A 24,203-nucleotide genomic window follows, 5' to 3' on the forward strand; every position below is an offset into this window, starting at 1 on the left:
ATTATATCATAATATATAATATCCTTAATATTAGTTTATAGCTAATCTTTTATAAGTTTTAGTAATAAAATATAGTTGAAAATCATAAAAATATCTCTACGTATAGTAGAGATATTTTTATCTAAATAATTTTTTAATTTTGCTATCTACTAATAAACTATATATTAATAATGGCAATATAAGACTTAGTAATAAATCTAACAGTTTATCCATCCCTGAAACTCTAAGAGATAATACTCCCATAAATACAATAAAGACTATTGCACCTATATCTAATCCAATAGCAAGGAGTCTACCCCAATTTTTGAATCTCAATAATCCAATTCCTCCAGGAATTAATAAAAAACAATAGATTAATAAAACCCAGCTTAAAATATCATTAAGGTTCGGAGTAAGTAAAAAAAAGAAAATAACCACACTTACTATAATCATAAAAACACCAAGTATCTTGATTTGGGTTTTATCTCTCACACCAAAATTATTATTACTCATATATATCATCCTTTCTAAAACCTATCTACCTTATTTAATTAATTCTACATAAAACCTCAGACTCCTTTATTTTATGAGAATTGTAACCGATATATAATTTAAATAATAATTATAAAGTATAGAGACGGTATGTTTTCATATTTTTCTAAAGTTAAACTTAAAGAAAGGTGAATATTAATTATGAAACTAGTTTATTTAATAAATACATATAAAAATGAAAATCAGTTGATTAGACTTATAAATGCATTAAAAAACGATTTAGTTATTATATTTGTAAATATAGATAAGAAGTTCGAAACTAATTTTAATAAAGAAAAAATATTAAAATCTACTGATACTGATGTAAAATTTATAAAAAATAATATAGAAGTTTATTGGGGTGGTTTTACCGTAGTGAGATCTACATTTAATGCCTTAAAAGAAATTTACCATTCGAATACCAATTTTGACTATCTCACTTTATTAAGTGGTCAAGATTATCCTATTAAATCTAGCGAATATATATTAAAATATTTTTCTGTTAGTAATGATGTCCAATATATAGATTCTTTTAAAATACCTTCGCCATTAGAATGGTCTCATGAAAAAGGTGGTATTGAGAGATTAGAATACTATTATGACTTTGATAATAAAAATTTAGAATGGGATTATTATTTAAACTTAATGAAGAATAATAATATCAAAAGAAAGCTCTTAGATAATACTAATTTTTATGGAGGGTCAGCTTGGTGGACATTAAGCTATGAATGTATAGAATATATTGTTAAATATATTGATAATAATTATAAATTTTTAAATTTCTTCAAGTATTCCAAACATCCTGATGAAATGATATTTAATACTATTGTAATGAACTCTCCCTTTAATAAAAATGTAGTAAATATTAACCTTAGATATATCGAATGGATATTAGGCATATCTCATCCTAAGATTTTAACAATACAAGATATTGATAAATTACTAACCTCTGATAAATTATTTGCAAGAAAATTTGATATCAGCGTAGACTCTCAGATATTAGATAAACTAGATGAACACATATTATAAAAAGCAGGTATCTATAATTAATTATAGATACCTGTAAATTTAGTAAAATCATGAATAGTTTGAAATCCATCGCACCAACTCATCATTTTTGAATCAGATATTTTCCAAGTATGATTCTTTGGATTTTTTCTGATGTATACATGATTGTATCTGTTGCTAGAATATATTTTTAATCCCCTTCTAACTACATCGTAACAAAACTCTAAATCTGCTCCTAAACTAATATCTTTAAACCTTACTTTATTTATTAGATTTTTGTGATAAAAAAATGTAGATCCATTTACAAAACCAGTATACTTATTCTCATGCTCTGGCGTTCTGATTCCTAATAATTTCTTTTCTTCAAAATATACATAATGAGCTGCTTTACCTAAGAGGTCTGTCTTGCAATGATGATAGGTGTGAATACAATCATTCAAATAATTCGATGCATAGAAATCATCATCATCAAAATGTGCAATATAATTATATAATGAATTTTCTACACAAAAATTCAAACAAGATCCCCAACTTAAATCTTCGTCTAATTGATATACTCGTACATATGGGTATTCTCTAGCTTTTTTTTCAACTAAATTTATATCAATATCATTCTTATTTATTACTAATATTAATTCTTTAACATTATGATTTTGTCTATTATAATTTTCAAAGATATTATCAAAATATTGATGTTTGTTAGTACATGTTATTACTGTTATTCCCTGTTCTTTAATAGGGAGAGAATCAAATTCTTCAGATATTTTAATTTTATTTGAAGATATAATTTCCTGTTTTGCTTTTACTTTCTTAAAGAATTTATCTAGTGATTTATTAACGGGAGATTTTATTTCTTTATTCATTCACTTCACCTCCCTCTTATAAAATTGTGATTTCCTTCTAGAATCTAATATCTCAGATATTTTCAGACTAGAAACTATATTAGAATTTTTTTTATTTTTTAGACATTTCCAAAAATCTTCTAACATTAACTCTATATTATTATTTTCATCGAATTCAAAACTTTTTTTACATAATACTATAGGTCTCTCTTTTTCTATTTTAAAATATTTCAAAGTCTCAGATTTTAAAGGTGTATATTCTACATAAAAATCATTACCGTATATTTTGATATATCTTTCTTTTATAGGTGAATATAATGAATTTATTATCCTTCCTTGAAAGTCATCATTATAAAATAGAATTTCTCCCATTCTTACAAAATCATTTTTCATAATATCATTAAAGTTAAATTCAAAATTATCTAATCCAAATAAATAATCTAATATAGATAGCTGATGACAACTTAAGGTATAATATATATCCTCTTGATAATATTTACCTAATTGACTCATATTCATTTCGATATAGTTTATTTTTTTACCATCTATTATTTCCTTAATCTTGTTTATGGAAGGAGAAAATGTATATACATAATCAGTCTGTATTATTAAGTTTTTTTCTTTTGATATTTTAGCTAATTCTTTTGTTTCTTTAAAACTTAAAGTTAAAGGCTTTTCACAAAATATATTTTTATCCTTTAAAAGTCCTTTCTTCCCGAGTTCATAATGGGTTTTAGTGGGGGATGCTATGAATATTGTTTGGATATCTGTATTATCAAACAAGTCATTTATATCATTAGTAAATAATCCATTCCTTTCTGTTGAAGGGCAATAAATGCTAATCAAATCAAACTTCTTATCTTTTTGAATATATTCAGATAAAATTCTTCCCCAATATCCATAACCAACTAATCCCACCTTCATATCTTAAACCTCCTTGATTTTACTGATAAGTTCTAATCCTATATCCATAATTGTATTTACTTTCCCAGCAAATATCACATAATATCCTTTAGCTTCTGGATACTCAAATATAACACTAGGTCTTTCATCAGTGTCATCTACATCACTCAATATTGTTTTAACAGTAAACATTGAATCTATAACATTTGCATATTTCATAAAAGGAATATAATCAATAGCAAAATTTTTCATACCCTCATAACCACTTTGAAGCCTATAGGGACAATCAATACAAATCTCTATATTGTCTGGTCTACATTCATTTTCCTTCTTATTACAAGAAAATAGCGGCAAACCATTACATGATCTTTCGTGGGGTGTTCTTCTTACATTAGTAATACTATGAAAACCAGTCAATCCAAAAGGCATAACTGAAGTAAAGTCCCCATCCATTATTGTTATACCATAATTTTTATAAGGATGTGGTAATTCAATTAAGCAAACTTCACACATTTCAAATTCTAAAGGTAGTTTAGATAGACCAAATTTTTCATTTAAACCATTTATATTGGAATATGCAATGTTTAGTACAATATCATATTCTCTTTCTAAGATATCTCCATTGTATAATACTTTTAATTTTTTATTTTCATCCTTAACTTCTCCAGATAATACTTTATGCCCAAGATAGATATAACCTCTTCGATCTATTACATCCTGTCTTAATTTATCTACAATTTTTTTCCAATCAAAAGAATATTCAATGGCCTCAATAGTTAAATCTATTAATTCTGAATTAATAATATCACTATTCAAATTAACTATTTTAGAAGGTATATTTAGTCTTTCTAAAAAATTTAAATATTCCACACTACTAACTTTTGAACCTTCTTTAGCAATTGCATAATATTGCTTAAAATTTTCATTTATTGCATCTTTAAATTCTAATCTGAATTTATTAAATCCTTCAATACATTGTTTTGCAGTTTTATCTGATCTAGGATAATGATATCCATTATGCAACCTAGCTTGATTTACTTTTGTTGCACATTGTCCTAATTCTGCACCTTGTTCATATACATCTACCCTATGGCCATCATCAAGTAGCACTTTGGCACAATATAACCCAAATACTCCTCCACCTATTATTCCTACTTTCACCCAAATCACCTTTCCTCTTTTTTTCAGTACATAATATGATGAAAGCTATAATTGGTGAAAAAAAGAGAATGCTTTAAGCATTCTCTTTTTAAAATATTCTATATTATTATTTTCTGTTAGCTCTTTTTCTTTCAGTTTTATCTAAAATTTTCTTTCTTAATCTAATATTTTCAGGAGTAATTTCAACTAATTCATCATCCTCAATAAATTCTAAGGCTTCCTCTAAACTAAATATAATAGGAGGAACTAACCTTAGTGCTTCTTCTGACCCTGATGCACGCATACTTGTAAGATGTTTTTTCTTACAAACATTTAAATCTATATCTTGAGTTTTTGAATTCATTCCAACTATCATTCCTTCATATACTTCCACTCCCGGATGGATAAATAGATTACCTCTATCTTGTACATGATACATACCATAAGTTACAGAAGTACCTTGTTCAGAAGAAACCAATGATCCCCTAGATCTTGTAGGTATATCTCCTTTAAAAGGCTCATATCCATCAAATATTGAATTCATTATTCCATTTCCTTTTGTATCTGTCATGAACTCAGATCTATATCCAATAAGTCCACGGGCAGGTATAGAGAATTCTAATCTAGTATATCCGCCTTCACTAGGCACCATATTTACCATCTCGCCTTTTCTTGTTCCTAGTTTTTCAATTACAGATCCCATGAACTCTTCAGGAACATCTATAGTTACTCTTTCCATTGGTTCATATTTCTTATTTTCAACTGTTTTAAATAGAACTTTAGGTTTAGATACCATAAATTCATAACCTTGTCTTCTCATAGTTTCTATTAAAATAGATAAGTGTAGTTCTCCTCTACCGGATACTATAAATGAATCTGCAGATTCAGTCTCTTCAACTTTTAAACTTACATCAGTATGCAATTCTTTAAATAATCTTTCTCTAAGTTGTCTTGATGTTACAAACTTTCCTTCTCTTCCTGCAAATGGTCCATTATTTACTGAGAAAACCATGGATATAGTAGGCTCAGATATTGTAACAAAGGATAGAGGCTCTGGATTATCAATACTGCATATTGTATCACCTATACTGATATCTTCTACTCCAGCAATAGCTATGATACTTCCAGCTTTTGCTTCTTTTACTTCTACTCTACTTAATCCTTCGAACTCATATAATTTAGTAATTCTGATTTTTTTATTTTTACTTTCTTCTTCTTTGTTAACTATTATTGCATCTTGATTAGTTTTTATATTACCTCTTTCAACTTTACCTATACCTATACGGCCTAGATATTCATTATAGTCAATAGTAGATATAAGAACTTGAAGATCTCCTTCTGCATCTACATCAGGAGCTGGAGTATGTTTGATTATACTTTCAAATAATGGTTCCATATTATCTTCCTGTTTACTCATATCTATAGAAGATGTACCTTCTTTTGCAGAAGTAAATACTACTGGGAATTCAATTTGTTCTTCACTAGCATCTAATTCAATAAACAAGTCTAACACTTCATCAATAACCTTTTCCGGTCTAGCTTCAGGTCTATCAATTTTGTTTATTGCAACAATTACTGGTAATTGTAGCTCTAGAGCTTTTTTTAAAACAAATTTAGTTTGAGGCATAGGTCCTTCAAAGGCATCCACCACTAGTATAACACCACTTACCATTTTAAGAACTCTTTCTACTTCTCCTCCAAAGTCAGCATGTCCTGGTGTATCAATTATATTTATCTTTGTATCCTTATAATTAATCGCTGTGTTTTTAGAAAGGATGGTTATTCCTCTTTCTCTTTCTAAATCATTAGAGTCCATCATTCTTTCTTTAACTGATTCATTAGTTCTAAATATTCCACTTTGCTTTAAAAGTTCATCAACTAATGTGGTTTTACCATGGTCTACATGGGCTATAATCGCTATATTTCTAATATCTTCTCTTTTAGTATTCAATAAATTTCCTTCTCTCTATAAATTTTCATCGTTTTTTGTTCAACTGTATTATAATATCATATAATGGTTGATTAATCCAATATATGTGTTTTTCTTATTAATATATAGATTGATTATCATTTATGATAAGATTACTTATGATTACATATATAAAAAAATTATGGCAAAAAATCAAACACCATAATTTTTTTATATCTTGATTCTTAATTACATTTCTAATTTAAAGTCACTTTCCTTTAGGTCCTTTGATGGAACTTGCATAATTTTATTATTAATCATGTCTTCTACTTGTACTAAATCTTCCTTATCCATGACTTTTTGTAACCAAACTGGAAAATTGTTATATAACACTTCTACATCCTGTGGTGAATGAATTATTTCTTTTGCTCTTTTCTTATCCAAATAATACACCTCCATAATACTTATTGTGTTTTATACTATTAAAAAATATTCTTATTCTATCTTAGTTTTATAAAAAAATAAATTCTTGCCTACTTGCAAGAATTTATTTTCCCATCTCCATAGCTTTATTTAATTTAGTTACTGCTCTTTTCTCTATTCTTGAAACATAAGATCTTGATATACCTAATGTTTTTGCTATTTCTCTTTGAGTTTTACTACCACATTGTAATAAACCATATCTAAGTTCTATTATTTTCTTTTCTCTTCCTTTTAATACTAAATTTATTTTCTCATATAGTTTTTTTACTTGTATTTTAAGATGTACTTCATCAATAACATCATCTGGATTTGTTCCAAGTATATCTAATAATGATATTTCGTTACCTTCTTTATCTACTCCTATTGGATCCTGTAGATAAACTTCTGACTTTGTTTTCTTATCTGATCTTATACACATTAGTATTTCATTATCAATACATCTAGCAGCATAAGTAGCTAATCTAGTTCCTTTTGTTCTGTCAAAAGTTGATATAGCTTTTATTAATCCTATTGTACCAATTGATATTAGATCATCTACTTCTCTCCCTGTATTATGATATTTCTTCACTATATGTGCTACTAGGCGTAAATTACGCTCTATCAAGATGTTTTTTGCTTCTTCATCTCCTTGTTCATAAAGTATTAAATACTTTCTCTCTTCATCTTTATTTAAAGGTTGAGGAAAAGAGTTATTATTGGAAATATACCCTAAAAATATAGAAACTGGTTTGATTAAATTAAAAATTGAGAATAGAAGTGAAGCCAACATTAAAACGCACACCTCCAATATATTAAGCCACATTATAGGTTATGCTTATATATATGTAAGTGTGCAAGTCTCATTAATTTATTTGTTTTTTATTTGATTTATTTTTTGAATTATCTCATTAAATACAACTGCTGCTGTATTAGAACTAGTCTCATTTCTAGCTATATTTTCTACAACTATAGTTATAGCATATTTAGAATTATCTGAAGGAGAATATCCTGTGAATAAACCATTACTATTTCCTTTAGACTTTTCTGACGTTCCTGTCTTACCTGCAGCTCCTCCATATTCCTCTAGTTTGATTTTTAAACTACCTGTACCTTCCTTTACAACTGATTCCATATATTCTTTTATAACATTGGTGTAACTACTATCTATTACCCATTGGTCTTCTTTCTTAGTAAATCTCTGGGATTCTTTTCCTGTATTCGTTGCATAGCCCTTTATTATTGATATATCTTTCTTAATACCATCATTAGCTATTATCATTGTCAAATTATTAATTTGAATAGGAGTCAATCTAACATATGCCTGACCCATTGCGAGATTACCTATCCCAGGGCCTTTTACGTTATCTATTGGAGCAAACTTACCTTTTATTTCACCAGCTAAACCTATATCTACCTTTTCATCTAAACCCATTTTTTTTGCAGTTTCAATGATTTTTTCTCCTCCGATTTTCTGAGCTAATTGAATAAATATGGTATTACAAGAATAAGAATAGGCTTCTTTGATTGTAAGCTCACCATGGACCTTCTCATTATAACAACTATAAGGTTTTATTCCTCCAATATCTATACTACCTTCACATAAGAACTTCTCATCTAAATCAATATTATTTTCTAATGCACTTAAAAGAACTATTGTCTTAAATATAGAAGCAGGATCATAATGGAATTTTATTGCTTTATTTATTTGAGAATTATCATTTGATTTATTGCTACTTCCTATATCATTTAAATTGAAATCCGGTTGACTAGTTAGAGCTAATATTTCTCCAGTTTCTACTTCTGTAACAATCACTACTCCTTCATATCCTCTTGATTCCATTGTTTCTTCAACTATTTTTTGTATATCATAATCTATAGTTAATTGAATAGAATTTCTAATAGTTGATTTGTTTTCACTAACATTTAGATAATCTTCCTTATCATATAGGAGTCTATTTCTTCCATCAAAAGTTAGTAGTACTTTACTCTTATTCCCTTTTGATAAAGTTTCATTATACATTTTCCTTATTCCTATACCTTCTCCATTTTGATTTATATATCCTATTACATGAGCTAAAATATTTTCATCATTATATTCTTCGCTCTCTTCTAATATAAAAGTATTTTCAAGATCTTCATTATTAAAATCTTCACTTATAGGAATTTTAATAACCTTAGTGTATTCATCATTTATGTATTTATTAAGTTCTTTTTCAGAATAGTTTAATCTCTTTAATAATTCTTCATAATATTCCATATCATTCATCAGATTAGATTTAGGTACATATAAATATTTTTGAGTTACCTTATTCGTTAATGGCACCATATTCCTATCATATATGGTCCCAACAGAAGAATTTGTTATAGGATAATACCATTGATTTTGTACTTTTTCTTTATATTTGGGACCTAGCATTAACTGTATCCAAGATATTCTTAGAATTAACACACAAAATAATACTAATGAAAATTTATATAATAGTTTTAGTCTTTTATTCAATAAGGACATAAAGATACCTCCGAGATGTTTTAATATAAGTATTTCCAAAACATCCCGAAGGTATAATAGTTATTTTGATTGCTTTTCTCTTACAATAGATTTAACTTTAGTAACCATCAGGTCTATAGCAACTTTATTAAATCCTCCTTCTGGTATAATTAAATCCGCATATCTTTTTGCAGGTTCAATGAATTGTAAATGAGCTGGTCTTACAGTAGTAAGATATTGATCTATTACTGAATCTAATGTTCTGCCTCTATCTCTGATATCTCTAAGTATTCTTCTTATTATTCTAACATCTGAATCAGTATCCACATATATTTTTATATCTAATAAGTCCCTTATTCTTTCATTTTCTAAAATCATTATTCCTTCAACAATTATTATATCTTTACTTACTACATTAATTGTTTCTTCTTTTCTATTATGCTTTTCAAAGTCATAGATAGGTTTTTGTATAGTTTCTTTATTTATTAATTGTTTCAAGTGTTCAATGAACAAATCATTATCAAAAGCTAGTGGATGATCATAATTAGTCTTAGTTCGCTCATCAAAGCTTAAATGGCTTTGATCTTTATAATAAGAGTCTTGTTCTATTATTAAAATATTTTCTTGGGGTAATGACTTAAATATTGCTTGTGCTACAGTACTTTTACCGGAGCCAGTACCTCCTGTTATTCCTATTAATACTGGTTTACTCAAAAATATCATTCCTCTCTTGCTTTTCTTATCATATCCCATTTCTCTACAGGTTTGTCTACTTTAATTTTTATTATCTGTTTAGCATGGGGGGCTACATCAATAGGATTATCATCTTTATCCCACATTCTAACTATCTGCTGTACAAAATATTCTTTGTTTGGTCCAAAAATTTCTACTGTATCTTCATCAAAGATTCTATTTCTTTGTTCCACAGTGGCAATTTTAGTTTCTTCATTATAATCTAAAACAAGACCCAAGAAATCATAATTTCTTATATATGAGCTACTTCCATATAATTGATCTTCTTCAGTAGGTTTATTAAAGTAAAAACCTGTAGTGAAATCTCTATAACTGGCTTTTTTTATTTCTTCTAACCATATATCATTATAAACATATTTTTCTGGATTAGCAAGATAAGTATCTATTGCCATTCTATAAGATCTTATTATAGTTGCAACATAATATGAACTTTTCATACGGCCTTCAATTTTCAAACTTTTTACTCCTGCTTCAATAACTTGTGGTATATGCTTAATCATACATAAATCCTTAGAATTGTAGATGTATGTTCCATTCTCATCTTCATATACTGGATAATACTCTCCTGGTCTTTTCTCTTCAACTAAATTATATTTCCACCTGCAGGCTTGAGCACATTCGCCCCTATTAGCATCTCTACCAGTCATATAATTGCTAAGCAAACATCTTCCAGAATATGATATACACATAGCCCCATGTACAAAGGCTTCTATTTCTAATTCCTTTGGTGTATTATCTTTGATATTTTTTATTTCTTCTAATGACAATTCTCGTGCAACTACTATTCTTTGAACCCCTTGTTTAAACCAAAAATTAGCTGTCCCATAATTAGTTGTGTTTGCTTGGGTACTTAAATGCATCTCCATATCCGGTACAAGCTCTTTTACGATAGAGAACACTCCAGGGTCTGATACTATTACTGCATCTACTCCTATATCATTTAATTTAAGTACATATTCATCTAATCCTGATAAATCATCATTATGAGGTATAATATTCAATGTTACATACACTTTTTTACCTCTTTGATGAGCAAATTCTAAACCTTCTTTTATTTGGTCTATAGTGAAGTTTTTTGCTTGAGCTCTTAATCCAAACTCTTCCCCACCTAAATATACTGCATCTGCACCATAGGTTATAGCCATCTTTAGTTTCTCTAGATCTCCCGCTGGAGCCAATAATTCAACATCCCTCATTACTTGTCATCCTCCTTATATGAAATAGCCATACCATCTCCAATTGGTATTACACTTGTTGTTAATCTTGGATGGTTCGATATATAATCAAGATATTCTCTCATTCTTCTTACGATTGTCTTTTTTCGTCTTACAACTAAATCATCATTTGCTACCATTCCTTTAAAGAGTACATTATCTGATACTATAACGCCATTTTCTTCCAACATATCAATACAAAAAGGTAAAAATTCCATGTACTTACCTTTAGCTGCATCTATAAATATAAAGTCAAACTTTTGTTTAATATTTGGTAATACTTCTTGAGCTTCTCCATGAATTATATTTACTCTTTCTAGTCCAGATTTCTCTATATTTGATTTTGCTAAATTAACCATATCTTCTCTTCTCTCTATAGATGTTAGGCTACCATTGTCCATACTAGATGCCATTATTATAGCTGAATAACCAATGGCAGATCCAATTTCTAATATATTTTTAGCTTTTTTTATTTTTATTAATACCTTTAAAAACTCTGCCACTTCTAAGTGAATAATTGGTACATGATTCTCTTTAGCATATTCTTCTAGAGATTGGATTAACTCTGTTCTTTTTGGTATTATCTCTCTGATATACTCTTCAATATATTCTTTATTTATATTACTCAAATTATATCTCTCCTTACATACAAAGAATAATACGTGGTTTATTATACCACGTATTATTCTTTCCAAAAAAGTTATTTAGATTCGTTATATGTTATTTCGCCTTTAAATGGTCTGAATAATTTGTACTAAATGTATGAGTGCTGCTTCCATCATCTTTTAATACAAAGTATAGGAAATCATGTTCTTCAGGATTAATCGTAGCTTCAATAGCTTCTAACCCTGGTGTAGCTATTGGCGCTGGAGGTAATCCGGTATTCAAATAAGTATTATAAACGGAATCTATCTGTGTATCAGCAATAGAGAGATTCGGCTTTCTTTCACCTAATATATATTGAACTGTAGCACAGGATTGTAGTTTCATACCTATTTCAAGTCTATTATAAAATACTTCTGCAACTTTTGATCTCTCTTCATCAACCATACTTTCCCTTTCAACTATTGAAGCTAAAGTTATTAATTGATTAATATTCAAACCTTGTTTAAACTTTTTACCCTTTAACTTTTCAACATAAACAGAATTGAATTGATCTAGCATTTTTCTAATAATTTCTTCCTCAGAAGAATCAGCATACACCTCATAAGTTTCTGGGAATAAATAACCTTCCATATTATTGCCTTCAGGAATTTCGTTTAAAAATTCATAATCCTCCGAGAATTTATCTATATTATTGGTTAAGTTTATAAAGGTCTCTCTATTTATAATCTCTTCCTTAGATAATTTATCTGCCATCTCCTCTATAGTATATCCTTCTGGAATAGTAAATTTTATGGTTTTACCACTTCTCCCACCTTCTACTAATTCATCTAATATTTCTCCTGGAGACATTCCCGTATTTAAATTATAAAAACCCGCTTTTAATTTTCCGTCAGTTCCTTTTAATTTTGAAACGACTCTAAATACGTTAGTATTTCTTATTAGCTTATTTTCCTCTAGTAAAGATGCTATTTTACTAGTGGAACTACCACTAGGAATTTCGACCTCAACTGATTCAATATCATTATCTGTAGAAACAGGCTTTGTATTAACTTCATAATAATATTTAGCCCCTATTCCTCCTATTAGGATAATAATTAGTAATCCTATAAACCCCTTTAATAATACCTTCATTTTCATCACACTCCGACAAAATTTATATATTCCTAATTATATAATTTTGTCACTCTTATTACAAGTAAAACAAAAGATAAGAAGCCAATATATATTGGCTTCTTATCTTTAATTTATATCTAGTTTATCATTTAATATTATATATATATCATTCATTACTTGTGTAAATCTCATTTCAGCAGCAAACAAATCACTTATAGTATCGTGTTTCATTACTGCTTCTTCTAGTTCTTTAATATCATTAATTTTTTCTTCTTCCAATTCTTGTCCAGCCATTTGCGCCATTTGGATTTCCATAACCTTTGACTTGAAATTTTCAAATACTTTCTTACTATTAGGATCAGAATAAACTTTTTCTTTCAACTTTATATATTCCTTATATTCATCAGACTCTTTTAATGCATTTGCTAGATTATGAGCAGAATCATATATATTCACATTAATCACTCCTTATATATTGATAATTATTGGTACTAATATAGGTACAGAAGTTGATAGAATTACTCCTGTAATAAATGATATGATTGCTGTTTTAGGATTAGTAGATCTAGATATCATTGGTAAGGCAGTATCCATTGCTGTGGCTCCTGCAGGAGCGATACTTTCTAAATCTCCTATGTATTTTGCTATTAAAGGTATAGTTATTAGTGCTATTATTTCTCTAACTACATTTGTTAAAAAAGCTAATGTGCTAAGTTCAGAGGAATAATTTGCAAGCATCATAGCCGATAAAGTATACCACCCTAATCCAGCTCCTACAGCACCTGATTCATTTATAGGCAAGTCTATTATTAATCCTGCCAACATACTTCCAGTTATACTACCTATAATAATCATTAAAGGTATTAATAAAATTTTAAATCCCATCTTTTTTATTCTTGATAATACCTCTTTATTTTTACCTATATCAATTCCTACAAAAAACAAAAGAATACATAATCCAATATCTATAATGATATCTGTATTAGTTAAAATATATTCTGGAGAAAAGTAATATCCTAATAATATTCCACCTAATACTGATAGGATTATTCTAACACTCATTTTCATCCCCCTCTTCTTCATCTTTATCGATTACAAACTTCTTAATAGCCATAACAAATAATACACTTAAAGCTATTGAGAATACTGAGATTATAACAGCCTGATACCCTAGCTTAAAGAAAGAAGAAATAACCTTTTTATCTCCACCAATTTTTATCCCCATAATAAAAAGTAAAGATAATAAGCATAGTGATTGTATAAGATTCATTTTACTTACTACAGTTTTATGTACAAGATCTTTATATCCTACTATTCCACCCAAAAAAATAATTGCTAAATATAGTATTAATCTTATACCCATAATATCCCCCCCATGTATTTATAATTGAAAATAATAGCCACAGCGAGGAGCTGTGACTATTATTTTTAAACTTCCATTATTATTGGTAATATCATAGGATTTCTCTTAATCTTTTGATATAAGAAATTCCTTAGAGCATCTCTAACACTAGATTTAAGTGTTGACCAATCAGTTATTTGATTCTTTTCACATTCTTTTAATACGTCTCTTACTACTCTTCTAGCTTCATCCATTAAATCTTCTGATTCTCTAACATATACAAAACCTCTTGATACAATATCGGGACCAGAAACTACCTTCCCATTTTCTTTCTTTATGGTTACAACTACTACTATAAGTCCATCTTCGGATAAATGTTTTCTATCTCTTAATACAATATTTCCAACATCACCGATACCTAATCCGTCAACTAATATATTTCCTGATGGAATACTTCCATTAACTTTAGCATAGCTTCTACCTAATTCTAAAACAGATCCATTCTCCATTATGAATATATTATCTCTTTTCATTCCAAGGTCTTCAGCTAATTGTGCATGTTGATTCAAGTGTCTATACTCTCCATGAACAGGAATAAAGTACTTAGGTTTCACTAGTGAATGTATTAACTTCAATTCTTCTTGACAAGCATGACCAGAAACATGAACATCAGCTAATGCTTCATAAATAACCTTAGCACCTTTTTTGAACAACTGGTTTATTACTCTTGATACTGTCTTTTCATTACCTGGTATTGGAGTTGCAGAGATGATTACTAAATCTCCAGGTATTAATTCCATTTTTCTATGATCGGAAGAAGCTAATCTAGATAATGCTGCCATCGGTTCTCCTTGACTACCTGTTGTAATTATAGTGATTTCGTTATCTGGATACTTATTCATATCATTAATATCTATTATAGTACCTTCAGGAGCATCTAAATATCCTAATTCTGTTGAAACTCTAACTACATTTATCATGCTTCTTCCAGAAACTACAACTTTCCTATTAAACATAACCGCTGCATTAATAATTTGTTGAACTCTATGCACATTCGATGCAAAGGTTGCTACGATTATTCTTCCTTCAGCCGTTTTAAAGATATCATTGAATGTATTTCCTACCGTTTTTTCAGACATAGTAGATCCAGGTCTCTCAACATTTGTACTATCTGCTAATAAAGCTAATACTCCTCTACTACCTAAATCTGCGAATCTATTTAAGTCCATCATGTCTCCGTTTATAGGAGTATAATCAATTTTAAAGTCTCCTGTATGAACTATTGCTCCTTCTGGAGTATGAATAGCTAAAGAAACTGCATCAGGAATACTATGATTAGCAGTTATATACTCAACTACCATTGATCCTAATTTCGTTTTTTGTCCTGGCTTAACTACATTTAATGTAGCATTTTTTATACCTTTTTCAATAAGTTTGTTTTCTACTAAGCCTAAGGTTAATTTAGTTCCGTAAACTGGTACATTTATTTTCTTTAATACATATGGTAGCGCTCCAATATGATCTTCGTGTCCGTGGGTCAATACAATAGCTCTTATTTTTTCTTTATTTTTTTCTAAATATGTTATATCAGGTATAACTACATCAATACCTAACATCTCGTCTTCTGGGAATATAATTCCACAATCTATCACTATAATATCATTTTTATATTCAATAACTGTAATGTTTTTTCCAATTTCATTTAATCCACCTAATGGGATTATTTTAACATTTGGTGTTTGTTTTCCCACCTAATCACTCTCCTTTAACTGATCCACTATCGTATCTCATTCCACGTTTTATCGCTACCTTTATTATGCCCAATATTCTTCCCTTAATCATATAGCCTTAACAAATTTTATAGTTGGTATATGTAATCCTGCATTATTCGCTTTGACAATCTTCACAATATCCAAAAAATTTAACGTTATGATCTACTATTTTAAATTTACCTTCTTTTTCAATTTTATCTTCTAATTTGTCTAATAAATCGATCTCTACTTCAAGTACTTTACCACAATCCATACATATCAAATGGTGATGCTGATGATGATTAGCATTGGTATTAAGCTCATATCTATTACATCCATCATTAAAATTCAATTTATATATAACGTCTAACTCTTCCAGCAATTGAAGAGTTCTGTATACAGTTGCTAATCCTATCTCAGGATACTTATCCTTCACCATATCATAAACTTCTTCAGGACTAAGATGACTTCCTTGATTTTCTATAAAGATATCATAAATTACTCTTCGTTGAGTCGTCAATTTATAACCTTTTTCCTTAAGTTTAGTTCTTAACATGTCAAATAATGACTCCATTAAATCACCTGCTTTTTTTATTCTATTAATAGAATATATCTATATTATGGAAATGTCAATATTGATTGCAAATAAAACTCAATTGATAATCATAATTTAACTTCTATTTCTTCCAAAAGTTGTATATTTGCATCTGTAACATTGCATTTAATTGCTTTTATCTTTACATTATTTTTAGCTGCTAATTTTAATGCCTTACTAAACTTTGGATCCATTGAATGATTAGGCATAAACACTTGTGCATCTTCTCTTTGAATAACAAAAATGACAGCAGCCTCAAATCCATCTTCAATAGATTCTATAAGTTCTAAAACATGCTTTGTGCCCCTCTCGGTAGGAGCATCAGGAAATCTAGCTACATCTTTGTCTACATAAGTTACACACTTAGCCTCTATTAATGTATTTATATTGCCCTTGAGAGCTATATCAAATCTACTATTTTTATACTTCACTTCTTTAACTACTTCGATATAATCCTTAAAAAACGGTAATTGATAATTTTTTAAGGAATGAAATAATATTTTATTTGGCATAGCTGAATCTATTAGCACTAGAATACCATTATGGTTAACCATCAATAAGTCAAATTTAGTTTTTCTTTCTATACTATAAATTCGTCTAACTATAATGTTTGCCCCAGGAACTAATAATTCTATCATTCTTCCTGTATTTGGTACATGGGATAAATGAATTTCATTATCAATAGAGATTTCTGCAACAAATCTATTCAAACGTTTTATGAATTTAGCTTCTATTAATTCTCCAGTTATATCTACTTGAGCTAATTTTGACATTACTCTTCATCAACAAGTTGCATATATAACTCACTAACTTCATCAAATTCTTTCTGTTCTTCAATCTCCATTAGAAAGGCATCTCCATTTTCATCATATTCTACCTTCAATAGTAATCCTTCTTCCATATCATCGGGCTGTACAACTGCATATTCTGATTCTTCAACTTCAAATAAATGAATGATTTCAAAATTATGCTCTTTTCCATTTTCATCAATAAATACAAATTTTTCTTCCACAATAATTCCTCCTATTTATTTGTATCTAGATAAGTTTGTAATATATAAACTGCTGCCAACTTATCTACTACTTCTTTTCTTTTTTTTCTACTTATATCTGCTTGAATTAATGTCCGTTGAGCAGATACTGTTGTTAATCTCTCATCTTGATATATTATTTCTACATCAATTTTTTCCTTTAGTTTATCTACGAACTTCAATACTTTTTCTCCCTGAGGCCCTAAAGTATTATTCATATTCTTCGGTAAACCTACTACTAATTTTGATACTTTATACTCCTCAATAATTTGTATCATCTCTTTTATGTCCTTTTTAATACCAATTCTTCTAATAGTTGTTACACCTTGAGCAGTTAAGCCTAATGGATCACTTACTGCTACTCCAATAGTCTTATCTCCCACATCTAAACCTAATAATCTTTCCATCTTATCCTCCACTATATTATTTTAATACAGAATTCACTGCAATATTTACCACAATAACCACATAATACACATTTATTCATATCTACTTGAGCTTTTTTACCAATAATTTCTAATGCGCTATGTTGACATATATCTTTACACTTTCCACATCCAACACACCATTCTGCAATATGAAGTTTTCTATTAGTTTTTCGGAGTTTTTCCTTTGTATGTTTATCTATAGTTCTACTTTGAATTAAGCTTACATTAGCATCTATTTCTTCCTTTGATTGCATACCTATAGCAATGGAATGTATCTCCTCAATATCTTGGACATAATTAAAAGCTTCTTCTACATTGTTTAAAAGATGTCCGCCTCCTAAAGGTTTCATACCATATATTCCTTTGCCCATCATATGACACTTTTTTATTGCTTCTAACATATCTTTAGCATTACCATCTTGAATTCCTATTCCTAATTTATTTATTATAGGATGAATTACTTCTATCTCATTATATTTAGATGCTGCCAAAACCCCTTCTACTCTATGGGTTGATATACCTATACTTCTAATAATCCCTTTTTCCTTAGCCTTTAAAAAATATTCAATTGCTTCATAATGTCCTCTTATTGTATTATCACTTTCTTGTTCGTGTAATAAAAATATATCTATGTAATCAGTACCCATTTCTTTTAATGCTTTCATTAAGCTATCTTCTGCAGTCTTTGTAGAGTAAGAATAAGACTTTGTAGCAATTACATAATCTTTTCTATTTATTCCTTTGAGAAATAAATTTATATGTTTATAATTATTATATAATTCTGCAGTATCTAAAAATTTTATACCTTTATTAAAAGCATATTTTAATAATTCCGCACCTTTTTCATAAGAGAGATTTCTTTGTAATGGACTTATAGTGAGAGACCCAAAGCATAATCTAGAAACATCTATATTAGTATTTCCTAATTTAATAGATTTCATCTATTCACTCCCTTTATACTTTCCTTTAATTATTGTAACATATATTAAAAAAATAGAAAGATAAAGATTAGCTAGAGCTGATAATAAGAGTCCAGAGTCATTTACTAAAAAACCAACTATACTTCCAACTATAAGACTGTTGATTAATAATAACTCCTGTTTTTCTACTATATTGTTTTTTGTTAGTTGATTTAAAAGAATACAAATGGTAGGTATTGTGATAAATAGTATTTTGTTCCACATGCTATCTCCTAGTAATCTTATATTTACTAAAATCTTTCTTTTAAATATATCTAAAACACTTACTACCCCATGAGAGGAGATCTTATTAAGAAACTCACTTATATGACTTTCTTCAATAGAGAAAAACATAATATAGACTATAACCATTGATATAATAATTATTCCAAAACTAATAATTTTCATAATAATTCTATGGTGATTTTTTTCCTTTAGCCCCTGGTAGATAATATATAATAGCATACTAAGAATAGATAAACCGGCCCCTAAATTTGATCCCCAACTGGGAGATATTACGATAATAAAAGTGAAAAAGTAAATAAATAGTATTTTTAATCCTTCATTATTTTTAATCATAATTTTAGTGAAATAAATCATATTAAATATCAATATACCAGCCATTTCATTTCCTAACCCATAGTACCTTGCACCAATCAAGGGATCATATCCTAACACAGAAGATGCTATAAGTTTGCTCCCATTTAAAAGATCAATAACTATAGTAATAAAAGTAAGTCCACATATATACTTTGGATTTATACCCCTAACCTTAAACAATACTAATAAAACAGCTAAAAAAATCATTGTAAAGTATATGTTATTATCAAATATTGAACTAATTAATAATACAAAGGGGACTAAAATAAATATATAAGTTGTGTGTTCTAATAAAATACTTATGTATAAATTCTTAATCCTAAAAATATTCAGAATTAAATATAGAAATAAAAATATAAATCCTAATATTGTTACTATTTTAAATGTTTCCTCTCTTATATTTGAAGTCCTATTAATTATGTTATTTATATTTTTGATGTAATCAAAATTTGATTCCCGTTCTATATTGACTACTCCACTACTATCAAGATATTCACTGCTGATACCAAAGCTTTCTATTATATAGGGTGCTACATCTAAATTCGTTAGTATTCCTTCTCTTTTTGTTGAATCACTATATAATATACCTCTTTTTATATCTTTACCCCAAATAACAATAGGAGTTAATCCTTTAGAAAGCTCTTCCTGAATATTAGGGCTAATAATAATCATTTTGTCTTTAGATTTATCAATATTATTTATCATAACATTTAAAAAATTATCAATTCTATTTAAAGTATCTATTCTTGATGATAGAGTATTGTTTAAATTCTCAGTGTCAATTACAATAAAATCTGATGAATCTTTAACTCTGCTTAAGTTGTTAAAAATGTTATTATAATAATTACTAATATCATCTTCATTATTATAATTACTGTAATATATTGATGTATAGTCTACTTCACCTTCCTTATCCATTGCAATTAGTTTTGTTTTTCCTACAAAAGTATCAGCAGTATCTGAATAATCAAATACTGCTGTCTTTATATTATTTAAATGAAGTATTTTCCCTATAATCCCTATATCTGGATTATAAAGACTATTCTTATTTGTATCTATAATCTGTTCTATCATTGAATTGTTGCTATCAACAATTGTGTCTTGTCCTAATAAGCCTTGCTCTTTCGATATATCTATAGGATAGTAATTTTCTACTTTAGCTAATATCTTATTAGTAGAATTAAGTGTTCCAAAACCTTCATAATTTGTGTAGCTAGAAGCACCTTTTGGATTCATTAAACCAATGCTACCTTCAGAGATTATCTTTTTTAAGGACTCTAATTCATCAATATCTTCTAAAGTTAATCTATTAATTACTACTATATAAAAGTTAGAAACTCTACTATCATTATAACCTAAACATATTGTATTGTTTAATAATATTGTAAATACTAATATTATGAATAAGATATACCTATATCTTTTCAAAACTTACCCTTCTTTTATGAATTATCTATCTTTTAAATAACTTTTTAGCAATTCCTCTAATAAATCATCTCGTTCTAATTTTCTTATCATACTTCTTGCATTATTATAACTTGTTATATAAGTAGGATCACCAGATAAAATATAACCTACCATTTGGTTGATAGGATTATAACCTTTTTCTTCTAAAGCATGATACACGGATAAAAGTATATCTTCAGCTTTATTCTCCTCAATCTTTGAAACATCAAACATCATTGTTTTATTTATATCACTCATAAGAACACCCCTCTTTTTATAACGATTCCTCACAAATTGGAATAATCTCTATATACCTTATTATATAGGATATTAGTATTCTCTTCAATGGAGTTTTGATTATTTATTTAATTGTTCTTTAACTAATTCCTTAACTTTATTTAAAGCCTCCTGAATTTTAGCAGGGTCTTTACCGCCAGCTTGTGCCATATTTGGTCTTCCACCGCCGCCTCCACCAGTAGTCTTTGCAACTTCTCTTATAATATTCCCACAATGAATGCCTTCTTTTACTGCATCCTGTGTAGCTGTTGCAATGAAATTTACTTTATTGTCTTTTTCTGTACCTAATACTACTACTATATTATCAGTTTTATCCTTTAATTTATCTCCTAATTGTCTTAATCCATCAATATCCATTCCATCAATTTTCTTAGTTATTATGTTTATTCCATCTACTTTATATACTTCTTTTAATAAATCATCTATTTTTGAATTTGCTAATTTTGATTTAAGCATATCAATTTCTTTTTCTAGAGTTTTCACTTCATTTATAGTACTTTTAGCTTTCTCAATAAAATTATCTTTATTAGTTTTCAGTATAGTAGCAATACTATTTATTTCATTTTCCATTTCATTAATCATATTGTATAATTTTCTACCAGTTACTGCTTCAATTCTTCTAACACCAGATGCAATTCCTGATTCTCCTATTATTTTAAACATTCCTATTTGACTAACATTATTTATGTGAGTACCTCCACAAAGTTCCATGCTGTAATCCCCTATTTTAACCAACCTTACCTTTTCACCATACTTCTCATCAAATAATGCAGTTGCTCCCATTTGTTTTGCTTCATCTATACTTGTTTCCAATACTTCTACTTGTAGAGAATCAAAAATTTGTTTATTAACTACTTTTTCTATCTCATTCACTTGTTCTTTTGTTAAGGCTTCAAAATGAGTAAAGTCGAATCTAAGTCTATCTTCAGTTACTAATGATCCTGCTTGATTTACATGTTCTCCTATTACTTCTTTTAATGCTTTATGAAGAAGATGAGTAGCTGAATGATTCCTTGCTATATCAGATCTTATTGATTTATCAACTAAAGCATTTACTTGATCTCCTACTCTTATTTCTCCTGAATTTACTTTAACTAAATGTAAAAATCTATCATTATTACGCTTAGTATCATATACTGATCCTGTAAAATATTTATTCTCTATTGTTCCTTTATCTCCAATTTGTCCTCCACTTTCACCATAAAAAGGAGTATTATCTAATATTATATATCCTTCTTCATTCTCAGATAATTTTTCTATAGATTGGCTTTCTTTAATAATTGCCAATACTTTAGATTGACTAGATAACTTGTCATATCCTTCAAACTCTGTTTTTATACCTACATCTAAATCCAAGCTCTTATTTGCATCCCAAGCTTCTATACCATCACTACTTCTAGCACTTCTAGCTCTATTTCTTTGAGACTCCATCTCTTTATTGAACTGTTCTTCATCAACCTTCAAATCTTCATCTTCTAATATTTCTTTAGTTAAATCCAGTGGAAAACCATAAGTATCATACAATTTAAAAGCTTTTTCCCCTTTTAAAGTAGTCTCATTATTTGATTTCATTTCATTTATATAGGATTTTAATATCTCTATTCCCTGGTCAATAGTTTCTTCAAATTTTTCTTCCTCTATTTTAATAATTTTTTTGATTTGACCTTTCATATCATCTAATTCATTATAGAATTCTTTCCAATTATCAATAACCGAATCTACTAATCGGTTCAAAAAATTACCTTTTATTCCTAATAATTTTCCATGTCTAGAAGCTCTTCTTATTACTCTTCTTAAAACATAGCCTCTGCCTTCATTACTAGGAATTACACCATCACAAACTAAGAAAGTCATTGCTCGAATATGATCTGTTATAACTCTAATTGATACATCAGTTTTTTTATCTTCACCATATTTAACATTAGCTGTTTTTTCAACTTCATTAATAATTGTAATTATAGGCTCTATCTCAAAAATATTATTAGCATCGTTCAGAACTGCTGTTATTCTTTCTAATCCCATACCAGTATCTATATTTGGATTAGGTAATGGATTATAGTTACCTTTTTCATCTTTATCGTATTGAGAAAATACTAAATTCCAAACCTCAACGTATCTATCACATTCACATCCAGGTTTACAATCTTCATCTCCACAACTATACTTTTCCCCTCTATCAATATATATTTCTGAGCATGGACCACATGGGCCTACTTCCATTTCCCAAAAATTATCTTCTTTTCCTAGTCTAACTATTCTATCCTTAGATACTCCTATCTTTTCATTCCATATTTTATAAGCATCATCGTCATCTAAATATACAGACACCCATAATTTGTCTTTTGATATCTTTAACACCTCTGTCATAAACTCCCAAGCCCAATCAATTGCTTCAGTCTTAAAGTAATCTCCAAAAGAAAAATTTCCTAACATTTCGAAAAAAGTACCATGTCTATCAGTCTTACCAACATTTTCAATATCACCTGTTCTAACACATTTTTGACAAGTGCTCATTCTCTTATTTGGAGGTTCTAATGTTCCTATAAAATATGGTTTTAATGGTGCCATTCCTGCATTTATAAGTAATAAACTCTTATCATTTTTAGGCACCAAAGAAAAACTCTCTCTTACTAAATGGTTTTTTTCTTTGAAAAAATTTAGATATTCTTCTCTAATTTTATGTAGACTATAATTATTCATTATTTTCACTCCTCTTATTTTTTGTAAAAAAATAAAGCTCCATCCCTATTAGGGACGAGCTTTGCCCGCGGTACCACCCTAGTTACAAAAGTGTCACTTAATCATAT

The 24,203-nt window shown here is 28.3% G+C and carries 25 protein-coding genes and 1 other annotated feature (1 of these 26 only partly in view); of the genes, 1 reads left to right on the forward strand and 24 read right to left on the reverse strand.

Annotated features, from left to right (window positions below):
* Window positions 1–117: 117 nt before the first annotated feature.
* Complete coding sequence (locus tag GOQ27_RS16215; protein ID WP_203367918.1) at window positions 118–492, reverse strand: hypothetical protein; 375 nt, start codon at window positions 490–492, stop codon at window positions 118–120.
* 180 nt (window positions 493–672) lie between these two features.
* On the opposite strand from GOQ27_RS16215, the gene GOQ27_RS16220 reads away from it, so the two are divergent.
* Window positions 673–1,539 (forward strand): beta-1,6-N-acetylglucosaminyltransferase, encoded by an 867-nt coding sequence (locus GOQ27_RS16220; protein ID WP_203367919.1) that lies wholly within the window; start codon window positions 673–675, stop codon window positions 1,537–1,539.
* Window positions 1,540–1,556: 17 nt separating this feature from the next.
* On the opposite strand, the gene GOQ27_RS16225 is transcribed toward GOQ27_RS16220, so the two are convergent.
* From GOQ27_RS16225 to alaS, 23 genes are all read right to left on the reverse strand, one after another.
* On the reverse strand, window positions 1,557–2,381 hold the full coding sequence (locus tag GOQ27_RS16225; protein ID WP_203367920.1) for a glycosyltransferase family 2 protein: 825 nt from the start codon (window positions 2,379–2,381) through the stop codon (window positions 1,557–1,559).
* The gene (locus GOQ27_RS16230; protein WP_203367921.1) at window positions 2,382–3,284 is read right to left on the reverse strand and encodes a Gfo/Idh/MocA family protein; all 903 of its coding nucleotides are present in this window, start codon (window positions 3,282–3,284) and stop codon (window positions 2,382–2,384) included.
* A 3-nt stretch (window positions 3,285–3,287) separates the two neighbouring features.
* The gene (locus GOQ27_RS16235) at window positions 3,288–4,424 is read right to left on the reverse strand and encodes an FAD-dependent oxidoreductase (protein WP_203367922.1); all 1,137 of its coding nucleotides are present in this window, start codon (window positions 4,422–4,424) and stop codon (window positions 3,288–3,290) included.
* Window positions 4,425–4,530: 106 nt separating this feature from the next.
* Complete coding sequence (gene typA / locus GOQ27_RS16240) at window positions 4,531–6,354, reverse strand: translational GTPase TypA (RefSeq protein ID WP_203367923.1); 1,824 nt, start codon at window positions 6,352–6,354, stop codon at window positions 4,531–4,533.
* A gap of 207 nt (window positions 6,355–6,561) precedes the next feature.
* Window positions 6,562–6,756 carry an H-type small acid-soluble spore protein gene (locus tag GOQ27_RS16245; RefSeq protein WP_203367924.1) on the reverse strand — a complete coding sequence of 65 codons (195 nt, stop codon included), beginning with the start codon at window positions 6,754–6,756 and terminating at the stop codon, window positions 6,562–6,564.
* A 103-nt stretch (window positions 6,757–6,859) separates the two neighbouring features.
* Window positions 6,860–7,564: an RNA polymerase sporulation sigma factor SigK gene (sigK, locus tag GOQ27_RS16250; RefSeq protein ID WP_203367925.1), complete on the reverse strand. Its 705-nt coding sequence runs from the start codon at window positions 7,562–7,564 to the stop codon at window positions 6,860–6,862.
* 78 nt (window positions 7,565–7,642) lie between these two features.
* The gene (locus GOQ27_RS16255) at window positions 7,643–9,283 is read right to left on the reverse strand and encodes a peptidoglycan D,D-transpeptidase FtsI family protein (protein WP_203367926.1); all 1,641 of its coding nucleotides are present in this window, start codon (window positions 9,281–9,283) and stop codon (window positions 7,643–7,645) included.
* Between the two features lie 60 nt (window positions 9,284–9,343).
* The gene (udk, locus tag GOQ27_RS16260) at window positions 9,344–9,976 is read right to left on the reverse strand and encodes a uridine kinase (protein ID WP_203367927.1); all 633 of its coding nucleotides are present in this window, start codon (window positions 9,974–9,976) and stop codon (window positions 9,344–9,346) included.
* Window positions 9,977–9,981: 5 nt separating this feature from the next.
* The gene (locus GOQ27_RS16265; RefSeq protein WP_203367928.1) at window positions 9,982–11,211 is read right to left on the reverse strand and encodes a peptidase U32 family protein; all 1,230 of its coding nucleotides are present in this window, start codon (window positions 11,209–11,211) and stop codon (window positions 9,982–9,984) included.
* Entirely contained in the window at window positions 11,211–11,858 is a 648-nt protein-coding gene (locus GOQ27_RS16270) for an O-methyltransferase (RefSeq protein WP_203367929.1), read from the reverse strand. The genes GOQ27_RS16265 and GOQ27_RS16270 overlap by 1 nt, the downstream gene beginning before the upstream one ends.
* 91 nt (window positions 11,859–11,949) lie before the next feature.
* A complete protein-coding gene (gene mltG, locus GOQ27_RS16275) occupies window positions 11,950–12,966 on the reverse strand; it encodes an endolytic transglycosylase MltG (RefSeq protein ID WP_203367930.1) in 1,017 nt (338 codons plus the stop codon).
* Window positions 12,967–13,074: 108 nt separating this feature from the next.
* Window positions 13,075–13,404 carry a YlbF/YmcA family competence regulator gene (locus GOQ27_RS16280; protein ID WP_203367931.1) on the reverse strand — a complete coding sequence of 110 codons (330 nt, stop codon included), beginning with the start codon at window positions 13,402–13,404 and terminating at the stop codon, window positions 13,075–13,077.
* A gap of 12 nt (window positions 13,405–13,416) precedes the next feature.
* Complete coding sequence (locus GOQ27_RS16285; protein WP_203367932.1) at window positions 13,417–14,010, reverse strand: LysO family transporter; 594 nt, start codon at window positions 14,008–14,010, stop codon at window positions 13,417–13,419.
* Entirely contained in the window at window positions 14,000–14,311 is a 312-nt protein-coding gene (locus GOQ27_RS16290) for a LysO family transporter (RefSeq protein WP_203367933.1), read from the reverse strand. The genes GOQ27_RS16285 and GOQ27_RS16290 overlap by 11 nt, the downstream gene beginning before the upstream one ends.
* A gap of 65 nt (window positions 14,312–14,376) precedes the next feature.
* Window positions 14,377–16,041 carry a ribonuclease J gene (locus GOQ27_RS16295; RefSeq protein WP_203367934.1) on the reverse strand — a complete coding sequence of 555 codons (1,665 nt, stop codon included), beginning with the start codon at window positions 16,039–16,041 and terminating at the stop codon, window positions 14,377–14,379.
* A gap of 133 nt (window positions 16,042–16,174) precedes the next feature.
* Window positions 16,175–16,615, reverse strand: coding sequence for a Fur family transcriptional regulator (locus GOQ27_RS16300; RefSeq protein ID WP_203367935.1), 441 nt, complete (start codon window positions 16,613–16,615; stop codon window positions 16,175–16,177).
* An 89-nt stretch (window positions 16,616–16,704) separates the two neighbouring features.
* Window positions 16,705–17,409 (reverse strand): DNA/RNA nuclease SfsA, encoded by a 705-nt coding sequence (gene sfsA / locus GOQ27_RS16305; RefSeq protein ID WP_203367936.1) that lies wholly within the window; start codon window positions 17,407–17,409, stop codon window positions 16,705–16,707.
* Window positions 17,409–17,648, reverse strand: coding sequence for a DUF1292 domain-containing protein (locus GOQ27_RS17225; protein WP_203367937.1), 240 nt, complete (start codon window positions 17,646–17,648; stop codon window positions 17,409–17,411). Before GOQ27_RS17225 ends, sfsA begins: the two co-directional genes overlap by 1 nt.
* 11 nt (window positions 17,649–17,659) lie before the next feature.
* Window positions 17,660–18,073 carry a Holliday junction resolvase RuvX gene (ruvX, locus tag GOQ27_RS16315; protein WP_203367938.1) on the reverse strand — a complete coding sequence of 138 codons (414 nt, stop codon included), beginning with the start codon at window positions 18,071–18,073 and terminating at the stop codon, window positions 17,660–17,662.
* 11 nt (window positions 18,074–18,084) lie between these two features.
* A complete protein-coding gene (locus GOQ27_RS16320; RefSeq protein ID WP_203367939.1) occupies window positions 18,085–19,035 on the reverse strand; it encodes an aldo/keto reductase in 951 nt (316 codons plus the stop codon).
* Complete coding sequence (locus GOQ27_RS16325) at window positions 19,036–21,081, reverse strand: hypothetical protein (protein WP_203367940.1); 2,046 nt, start codon at window positions 21,079–21,081, stop codon at window positions 19,036–19,038.
* Between the two features lie 21 nt (window positions 21,082–21,102).
* The gene (locus tag GOQ27_RS16330) at window positions 21,103–21,357 is read right to left on the reverse strand and encodes an IreB family regulatory phosphoprotein (protein WP_203367941.1); all 255 of its coding nucleotides are present in this window, start codon (window positions 21,355–21,357) and stop codon (window positions 21,103–21,105) included.
* 99 nt (window positions 21,358–21,456) lie between these two features.
* Window positions 21,457–24,096: an alanine--tRNA ligase gene (gene alaS / locus GOQ27_RS16335; protein WP_203367942.1), complete on the reverse strand. Its 2,640-nt coding sequence runs from the start codon at window positions 24,094–24,096 to the stop codon at window positions 21,457–21,459.
* 47 nt (window positions 24,097–24,143) lie between these two features.
* Window positions 24,144–24,203, reverse strand: a binding site (T-box leader); it runs 142 nt beyond the window's last position.

Source organism: Anaeromonas frigoriresistens (assembly GCF_016820655.1).
GTDB classification, from domain to species: Bacteria; Bacillota; Clostridia; order Tissierellales; family SIT17; genus Anaeromonas; species Anaeromonas frigoriresistens.

Coding starts and splice junctions, on each gene's coding strand:
- GOQ27_RS16215 (WP_203367918.1), bottom strand. CDS start 492: ATGAGTAATAATAATTTTGGTGTGAGAGATAAAACCCAAATCAAGATA.
- GOQ27_RS16220 (WP_203367919.1), top strand. CDS start 673: ATGAAACTAGTTTATTTAATAAATACATATAAAAATGAAAATCAGTTG.
- GOQ27_RS16225 (WP_203367920.1), bottom strand. CDS start 2,381: ATGAATAAAGAAATAAAATCTCCCGTTAATAAATCACTAGATAAATTC.
- GOQ27_RS16230 (WP_203367921.1), bottom strand. CDS start 3,284: ATGAAGGTGGGATTAGTTGGTTATGGATATTGGGGAAGAATTTTATCT.
- sigK (WP_203367925.1), bottom strand. CDS start 7,564: ATGTTGGCTTCACTTCTATTCTCAATTTTTAATTTAATCAAACCAGTT.
- GOQ27_RS16255 (WP_203367926.1), bottom strand. CDS start 9,283: ATGTCCTTATTGAATAAAAGACTAAAACTATTATATAAATTTTCATTA.
- GOQ27_RS16265 (WP_203367928.1), bottom strand. CDS start 11,211: ATGAGGGATGTTGAATTATTGGCTCCAGCGGGAGATCTAGAGAAACTA.
- mltG (WP_203367930.1), bottom strand. CDS start 12,966: ATGAAGGTATTATTAAAGGGGTTTATAGGATTACTAATTATTATCCTA.
- GOQ27_RS16285 (WP_203367932.1), bottom strand. CDS start 14,010: ATGAGTGTTAGAATAATCCTATCAGTATTAGGTGGAATATTATTAGGA.
- GOQ27_RS16290 (WP_203367933.1), bottom strand. CDS start 14,311: ATGGGTATAAGATTAATACTATATTTAGCAATTATTTTTTTGGGTGGA.
- GOQ27_RS16300 (WP_203367935.1), bottom strand. CDS start 16,615: ATGGAGTCATTATTTGACATGTTAAGAACTAAACTTAAGGAAAAAGGT.
- sfsA (WP_203367936.1), bottom strand. CDS start 17,409: ATGTCAAAATTAGCTCAAGTAGATATAACTGGAGAATTAATAGAAGCT.
- ruvX (WP_203367938.1), bottom strand. CDS start 18,073: ATGGAAAGATTATTAGGTTTAGATGTGGGAGATAAGACTATTGGAGTA.
- GOQ27_RS16320 (WP_203367939.1), bottom strand. CDS start 19,035: ATGAAATCTATTAAATTAGGAAATACTAATATAGATGTTTCTAGATTA.
- GOQ27_RS16330 (WP_203367941.1), bottom strand. CDS start 21,357: ATGAGTGATATAAATAAAACAATGATGTTTGATGTTTCAAAGATTGAG.
- alaS (WP_203367942.1), bottom strand. CDS start 24,096: ATGAATAATTATAGTCTACATAAAATTAGAGAAGAATATCTAAATTTT.